This window comes from Kocuria sp. NPDC057446 (assembly GCF_042802875.1).
Taxonomy (GTDB): Bacteria; Actinomycetota; Actinomycetes; order Actinomycetales; family Micrococcaceae; genus Kocuria.
On the sequence record NZ_JBHVDI010000035.1, the window covers coordinates 20,844 to 27,519 of the forward strand.

Sequence of the window (6,676 nt, forward strand, 5' to 3'; positions counted from 1 at the left end):
ATTCTAGTGCCGGAACCGGACATCCGGGCGGCGGGGCGGGTCCTCCCGCGGCCGGGCGGGGTCGGTAGCATGGGGCGCTATGGCACCGCGTCCCGACTCCCCCGATCCCGTGGCCGGCCCGGCGACCCCGAACCCGGGCACCGAGCACTACTTCTCCGAGGACCCCTCGGTCCCCGAGGTGCGGCGGTCCGTGGTGGTGGCCCTCCGGGGGCGGGAGGTCGCGCTGCAGACCGCCAACGGGGTGTTCAGCCCGCGGGGCCTCGACAGGGGAACGTCCGTGCTGCTGGGAAATGTTCCCGACCCCGCCGGCACGGAGCTCCTGGACATCGGCTGCGGCTGGGGTCCGATCGCCCTGAGCCTGGCCGCCGCCGCCCCGCAGGCCCGGGTCACCGCGGTGGACGTGAACGAGCGCTCGCTGGGGCTCACCCGGGACAACGCCGCCGCCCTGGGCCTGACCACGGTGGAGGCGATGCTCCCCGAGCAGGTGCCCGCCGAGCGGCGGTTCGACACCATCTGGTCGAACCCGCCCATCCGGATCGGCAAGCAGCAGCTGCACGAGCTGCTCCTGCAGTGGCTGCCGCGGCTGGCCGACGGCGGCACGGCGTGGCTGGTGGTGCAGAAGAACCTCGGTGCGGACTCGCTGCAGAAGTGGTTGGGCACCGCGCTGGGCGACGGCTTCGGGGTCTCCCGGCACGCCACCGACAAGGGCTTCCGCGTCCTGCTCGTCGAGCGCCGGAGCTGAGCGCCGCGGGGCCGAGCGACCGGGGCTGATCGACCGAGGCCGATCGACCGGGGTCGAGCCGCCGGGACCGGACGGCCGCGCCGCGGACCTAGAGGAAGGTGCCCTCGGCCACCAGTTCGGCGGGCCCGGCCAGCACCACGTGCTCCGCGCCGTCGGGCGCGGGGACGAACGTCACCGAGACGGTCCCACCGGGCACCTGCACGAGCCACTGGTCGGGGGCCGCGGCACCGCCCCAGAAGCGGGTCGCGGCCGCGGCGGCGCACGCTCCGGTCCCGCAGGACTGCGTCTCGCCGACGCCGCGCTCGTGCACGCGCATCCGCACGCGGCCCACGCCGTCGTCGTCGCCGTCGGCGGGGACCACGAACTCGACGTTGGTCCCGTCCGCGGGCTCCGGGCGCACGACGGGAGCGGTGTGCAGGCCGAGCTGGTCGAGCTTCTCCCCCTCCGCGAGCGCCACCACGGTGTGCGGATTGCCCATGCCGATGGACAGCGCCGGGCGGGTCACCGTGAGCCCCTCGGCCGTCACGACGGCGTCCGAGCCGCGGGACCGCGCCGCGTCCCCGTCGAGGAAGGTCCACGGGCCCATGTCCACGGCGTAGCCGGAGTCGGTGCGGGCCACGGTCTTCACCCCGGCACGGGTGCCGATGCGCAGCACCTCCCCCTCGGGGACCTCGGCGAGGCCCCGCCGGAGCAGGTAGTGCACGAAGACCCGGACCCCGTTGCCGCACATCTCGGCGACGGAGCCGTCGTTGTTGCGGTAGTCCATGAACCACTCGGCGTCCGGGGCGGCCGCCAGGACGGCCCGCCCCTCCGGGATCGCCTCGGAGCGCACGGCGCGGATCAGCCCGTCGCCCCCGATGCCGCGGTGGCGGTCGCACACCAGGGTGACCAGCTCCGCGTCCAGCGCGAGCTCCGCGTGCGGGTCGGTCAGCAGCACGAAGTCGTTGCCCGTGCCGTGGCCCTTGGTGAAGGCGTGGCCCCGGAGTTCCCCCCAGGGGCCGGCATCGGTGCCCAGCGCCGTGCCGGCGGCGGGACGGGTGTCCGGGGACGGGTGGGGGCGGGTCTGGGCGGAAGTCACCCGACCATGATACGCGGCCCCGGACGCGGACCCGCGGCCCGGTGCGCGGATCAGTCCTCGGCCGCGACCCGGTCGACGACGTCCGCCGCGCGCTGCACGAGCCCGGGCGCGGACGGGTCCAGCCAGTGCACACGGGGGTCGGCGCGGAACCAGGTCCGCTGGCGGCGCGCGAAGCGGCGGGTGGCCGCCACGGTGGCCTCGCCCGCCTCCGCCACGGTGGCGCGGCCGTCCACCACGTCCAGGAACTGCCCGTAGCCCAGGGCCCGGGAGGCCGTGCGCCCCTCGCGCAGCCCGCGGGCGGCCAGATGACGCACCTCGGCCTCCAGGCCGGCCTCGACCATGGCCCCGACCCGGCGGGCGAGCCGGTCGTGCAGCACGGGGCGCTCGACGTCGAGACCGATCTGCACGGTGGGCTCCACGTGCTCGCGGCGGGGCATGAACGAGGTGAACGGGCGGCCGGTGAGCTCCCACACCTCCAGGGCGCGCACGAGCCGGCGCTCGTCCTGGAGCCGGGAGGCGGACTCGGGGTCGACCTGCCGCAGCCGCTCCCGCAGCGCACCGGGGCCCCGCTGAGCGAGCTCGCCCTCGATCCGGGCCCGCACCGCGGGGTCGGTGCCGGGCAGCTCGAGCACGTCCAGGGCGGCGCGCACGTAGAGCCCCGAGCCGCCCACCAGCACGGGGACCCGGCCGCGGGAGCGGATCTGCGCGAAGCACGCCCGCGCCGCGCGCTGGAAGTCCGCGACCGAGGCCTCCTCGGTGACGTCGAGGACGTCCAGGAGGTGGTGGGGCACCCCGCGCCGCTCCTCCGCGGTCGCCTTGGCGGTGCCGATGTCCATCCCGCGGTAGAACTGCATGGAGTCGGCGTTGACCACCTCCCCGCCCAGCCGCAGGGCGAGCTCCACGCCCAGCGCGGTCTTGCCGGTGCCCGTCGGCCCGACGACCGCGACGACCGGCAGGTCCCGGCCGGTCACCGGACGGGCAGACCCGGCATGCCCAGGCTCACGGGCCCGGGGCCGGCGGCTCCCGGACCGGCGGGGACGCCGCAGGACGCGGCCTGGCGGCGGTCCCAGGCGTCGCCGGCCCGCGAGCGCCGCAGCGCGTAGTCCTGCGGGGAGCGGGGGTCGGCGACCAGGTGGTAGGCGGCGGCGCCGGTCACGACGACCGTCACGAGGTCGCCGGGCCGCGGGACCTCGGCGCCCTCGGGGACGGAGAAGTGCACGAGCCGCTGGTCCCGCGCCCGGCCCGAGAGCCGGTGCGTCTGCTCGGACTTCTTGCCGGCCTCCGCGGTGACGAGCAGCTCGACCTGCCGGCCGACGACCGCCCGGTTCTCCTCCGCCGCGATCCGGTCCTGCAGGGCCACGAGGCGCTCGAAGCGCTCCTGCACCACGGCCTTCGGCACCTGGTCCGCCATCTCCCCCGCGGGGGTGCCGGGCCGGACGGAGTACTGGAACGTGTATGCCGAGGAGAAGCGGGAGGCGGCCACGACGTCGAGGGTCGCCTGGAAGTCCTCCTCGGTCTCCCCGGGGAAGCCGACGATGATGTCCGTGGTGATCGCGGCCTCCGGGATCCGCTCGCGCACGGTGTCGAGGATACCGAGGAAGCGCTGGGAGCGGTAGGAGCGCCGCATGAGCTTCAGGATCCGGTCGGAGCCGGACTGCAGGGGCATGTGCAGCTGCGGCATGACGTTCGGCGTCTCCGCCATGGCGTCGATGACGTCGTCGGTGAACGCGGCGGGGTGCGGGCTCGTGAAGCGCACGCGCTCCAGGCCCTCGATCTGCCCGCAGGCCCGCAGCAGCTTCGCGAACGCGCCCCGGTCCCCGAACTCCACGCCGTAGGAGTTCACGTTCTGGCCCAGCAGCGTCACCTCGACGGCGCCGTCGTCGACGAGCGCCTGCACCTCGGCCAGCACCTCTCCGGGCCGGCGGTCCTTCTCCTTCCCGCGCAGGGACGGGACGATGCAAAAGGTGCAGGTGTTGTTGCAGCCCACGGAGATCGACACCCACCCGGAGTAAGCGCTGTCCCGCTTGGTGGGCAGCGTCGAGGGAAAGACCTCGAGCGCGTCGAGGATCTCCAGCTGCGCCTCGGCGTTGTGCCGCGAGCGCTCGAGCAGGGCGGGCAGGGAGCCGATGTTGTGCGTGCCGAAGACGACGTCCACCCACGGCGCCTTCTCGAGGATCGTGTCCTGGTCCTTCTGCGCGAGGCAGCCGCCGACGGCGATCTGCAGGTCCTTGTTGCGCTTCTTGGCGGGCACGAGCTGGCCGAGGTTGCCGTAGAGCTTGTTGTCGGCGTTCTCGCGCACGGCGCACGTGTTGAAGACCACGAGGTCCGGCTCGCCGCCGTCGGCGGGGACGTAGCCGGCGGACTCGAGCAGACCCGTGATCCGCTCGGAGTCGTGGACGTTCATCTGGCACCCGAACGTGCGCACCTCGTAGGAGCGTGGGTCGGCGGCGGACGCGGTCGGGTCCGGGGAGAGGGCTGCGGGGGTCGACATCACCGGTCAATTGTACGGTGCGGCGGCGGCACCCGTCCCGCTCACGGGCTCTCCGGGTGCTCCTCGCCGAACTCGTCGTCCGGCACCGCGGTCCCGGCCCGCGCCTCGAGCTCCTCCTTCACCACGGCGAAGGCCAGCCCGGGCGGATAGCCCTTGCGCCCGAGCATTCCGACCAGCCGCCGCACGGCCTTGTCCCGCGCGGCGCGGTCGGTGAGCTCCGCCCCGGCCGGGAGCTTGCGGCGCACCAGCTCGGCGGCGTCCGCCCGCTCGTCCTCGTCGGTGCGCTGCTCGAGGGCCGACTCGGCGATCTCCCCGGTGACGCCGCGGGTGGCCAGCTCCCGCCGGATCGCGGTACGGGAGAGCTTGCGGGAGCTCGCCCGGGAACGGACGTAGAGCTCCGCGAACTGGGCGTCGTCGACGAGGTCGACCTCCTCGAACCGGTCCAGCACCTCCCGGGTGACGTCCTCGGGGACGTTGCGGTCGGCGAGCTTGTCCTCGAGCTGCTTGCGGCTCTTCGCCGACGCGGTGAGCTGGCGCAGGACGATCGCCCGGGCCACCTCCCGGGCGTCCGGCTCGGGGTCCTGCGCCGGGGACGACGCCGCCGCCGGGCCCTCCGGCCCGCGGTGGCGGGCGGAGGACCGGCGGCGCCGTCGGTCGTACGGGCTCTCGGTCACGGACCCGCTCAGAAGGCCGGGCCGGCGACCTCGGTGGGCAGCCCGGCCACGGGCTGCTCCTCCGCGGTCTCCTCGGCTGCCTCCGGCTCCTCGACGACCCCGAGCTTCACGAGGATCCGGCGCTCGATCTCCTCGGCCAGTTCCGGGTTGTCCTTGAGGAACCGGCGCGAGTTCTCCTTGCCCTGACCGAGCTGGTCGCCCTCGTAGGTGAACCATGCCCCGGACTTCTTCACGATGCCGTGCTCCACGCCCATGTCGATGAGCCCGCCCTCGGTGGAGATGCCCTCCCCGTAGAGGATGTCGAACTCGGCCTGCTTGAAGGGCGGGGCCATCTTGTTCTTGACGATCTTGGCGCGGGTGCGGTTGCCCACCGGGTTGGCCCCGTCCTTGAGGGTCTCGATGCGGCGCACGTCCACGCGGACCGAGGCGTAGAACTTCAGCGCCTTGCCGCCCGTGGTGGTCTCGGGGCTGCCGAAGAACACGCCGATCTTCTCGCGCAGCTGGTTGATGAAGATCGCGGTGGTGTTCGAGTGCGAGAGCCGGCCGGTGATCTTGCGCAGCGCCTGGCTCATGAGGCGCGCCTGCAGACCCACGTGGCTGTCGCCCATCTCGCCCTCGATCTCGGCCTTGGGCACCAGGGCCGCCACCGAGTCGATGACGATGATGTCGATGGACCCGGAGCCCACCAGCATGTCCATGATCTCCAGGGCCTGCTCGCCGGTGTCCGGCTGCGAGACCAGCAGGCTGTCCGTGTCCACGCCGAGCTTCTCGGCGTAGGACGGGTCGAGGGCGTGCTCGGCGTCGATGAAGGCGGCGATCCCGCCGGCCTTCTGCACGTTGGCCACCGCGTGCAGGGCCACGGTCGTCTTGCCGGAGGACTCCGGGCCGTAGATCTCCACGACGCGCCCGCGCGGGAACCCGCCGATGCCCAGTGCGACGTCCATCGCGATGGATCCGGTGGGGATGGTCTCGATCTTGGTCGCCGGGCGGTCGCCCAGGCGCATGACCGATCCCTTGCCGTAGTTCTTGTCGATCTGCGCGAGGACGGTCTCGAGGGCCTTCTCGCGGTCGCTGCCGAACTGCTGGTCGGCGCTCTGTTTGTTGCTGCCCTTGGCTGCCATGGTCCACCTCGTGTTCGGGGGGTTCCGCCGGTGCGGCCGGAAACCGTTGCTGCTGGTCTTTTCGTGTTCCACGGTATCGCCGGGGTCGGACACCGTAAGGCTTCGCGCGGGGTCTGGGGAGGGGCGGGAACCGCGACCCCAGGGCGGGCCGGGCTGTGCAGTCCGCCCCGCGCTTCGAATATACCTTCGAAGCGGGCCCGGGTCCACGGGCACGCCGGCAGACGGGTGAACGTCAGCCGCGGGGCGGGCGGTCCGCGCCCCACCAGCGGGACTCGGGGACGTCCTGGGCCCGGCAGAGGGCGAACCACACGGTCCGCGGGTCGACGCCCGCCTCGAGGGCCTCGGCGGCCGTGCGGTGGCCGAGCTCGCCGAGCACCAGGTCGCGGGCCAGGACCGTGCTGTAGCCCGCGCCGAACTCGTCGGCCATGAGCTGCCAGAAGCTGCTCAGCCTCATCCGGGTCCTCCTTCGTCGTCCCGCCGCCCGGCGGTCGTGCCGGGGACGGTGCCCGTCCATCCTGCCATCCGCGCGTCCGGGTGCGCACAGGCCGGAGGGCCCGCCGGTCCGGAGAC

General features: G+C 73.8%; 7 protein-coding genes. 1 reads left to right on the forward strand and 6 read right to left on the reverse strand.

Annotated elements, in window-relative coordinates:
- Positions 1 to 79 precede the first annotated feature (79 nt).
- On the forward strand, positions 80 to 742 hold the full coding sequence (locus ACFU0Y_RS06610) for a class I SAM-dependent methyltransferase (RefSeq protein WP_380213660.1): 663 nt from the start codon (positions 80 to 82) through the stop codon (positions 740 to 742).
- An 88-nt stretch (positions 743 to 830) separates the two neighbouring features.
- Here the strand turns inward: ACFU0Y_RS06610 and dapF are convergent, their stop codons facing one another.
- From dapF to ACFU0Y_RS06640, 6 genes are all read right to left on the reverse strand, one after another.
- On the reverse strand, positions 831 to 1,757 hold the full coding sequence (gene dapF / locus ACFU0Y_RS06615) for a diaminopimelate epimerase (RefSeq protein ID WP_380213667.1): 927 nt from the start codon (positions 1,755 to 1,757) through the stop codon (positions 831 to 833).
- Between the two features lie 113 nt (positions 1,758 to 1,870).
- Complete coding sequence (miaA, locus tag ACFU0Y_RS06620; protein ID WP_380213661.1) at positions 1,871 to 2,791, reverse strand: tRNA (adenosine(37)-N6)-dimethylallyltransferase MiaA; 921 nt, start codon at positions 2,789 to 2,791, stop codon at positions 1,871 to 1,873.
- The gene (gene miaB, locus ACFU0Y_RS06625) at positions 2,788 to 4,311 is read right to left on the reverse strand and encodes a tRNA (N6-isopentenyl adenosine(37)-C2)-methylthiotransferase MiaB (protein ID WP_380213668.1); all 1,524 of its coding nucleotides are present in this window, start codon (positions 4,309 to 4,311) and stop codon (positions 2,788 to 2,790) included. The genes miaA and miaB overlap by 4 nt, the downstream gene beginning before the upstream one ends.
- Positions 4,312 to 4,352: 41 nt before the next feature.
- A complete protein-coding gene (locus tag ACFU0Y_RS06630; protein WP_380213663.1) occupies positions 4,353 to 4,985 on the reverse strand; it encodes a regulatory protein RecX in 633 nt (210 codons plus the stop codon).
- Positions 4,986 to 4,993: 8 nt separating this feature from the next.
- A complete protein-coding gene (recA, locus tag ACFU0Y_RS06635) occupies positions 4,994 to 6,106 on the reverse strand; it encodes a recombinase RecA (RefSeq protein ID WP_380213664.1) in 1,113 nt (370 codons plus the stop codon).
- A 232-nt stretch (positions 6,107 to 6,338) separates the two neighbouring features.
- The gene (locus ACFU0Y_RS06640; protein ID WP_380213665.1) at positions 6,339 to 6,560 is read right to left on the reverse strand and encodes a DUF3046 domain-containing protein; all 222 of its coding nucleotides are present in this window, start codon (positions 6,558 to 6,560) and stop codon (positions 6,339 to 6,341) included.
- Positions 6,561 to 6,676 lie beyond the last annotated feature (116 nt).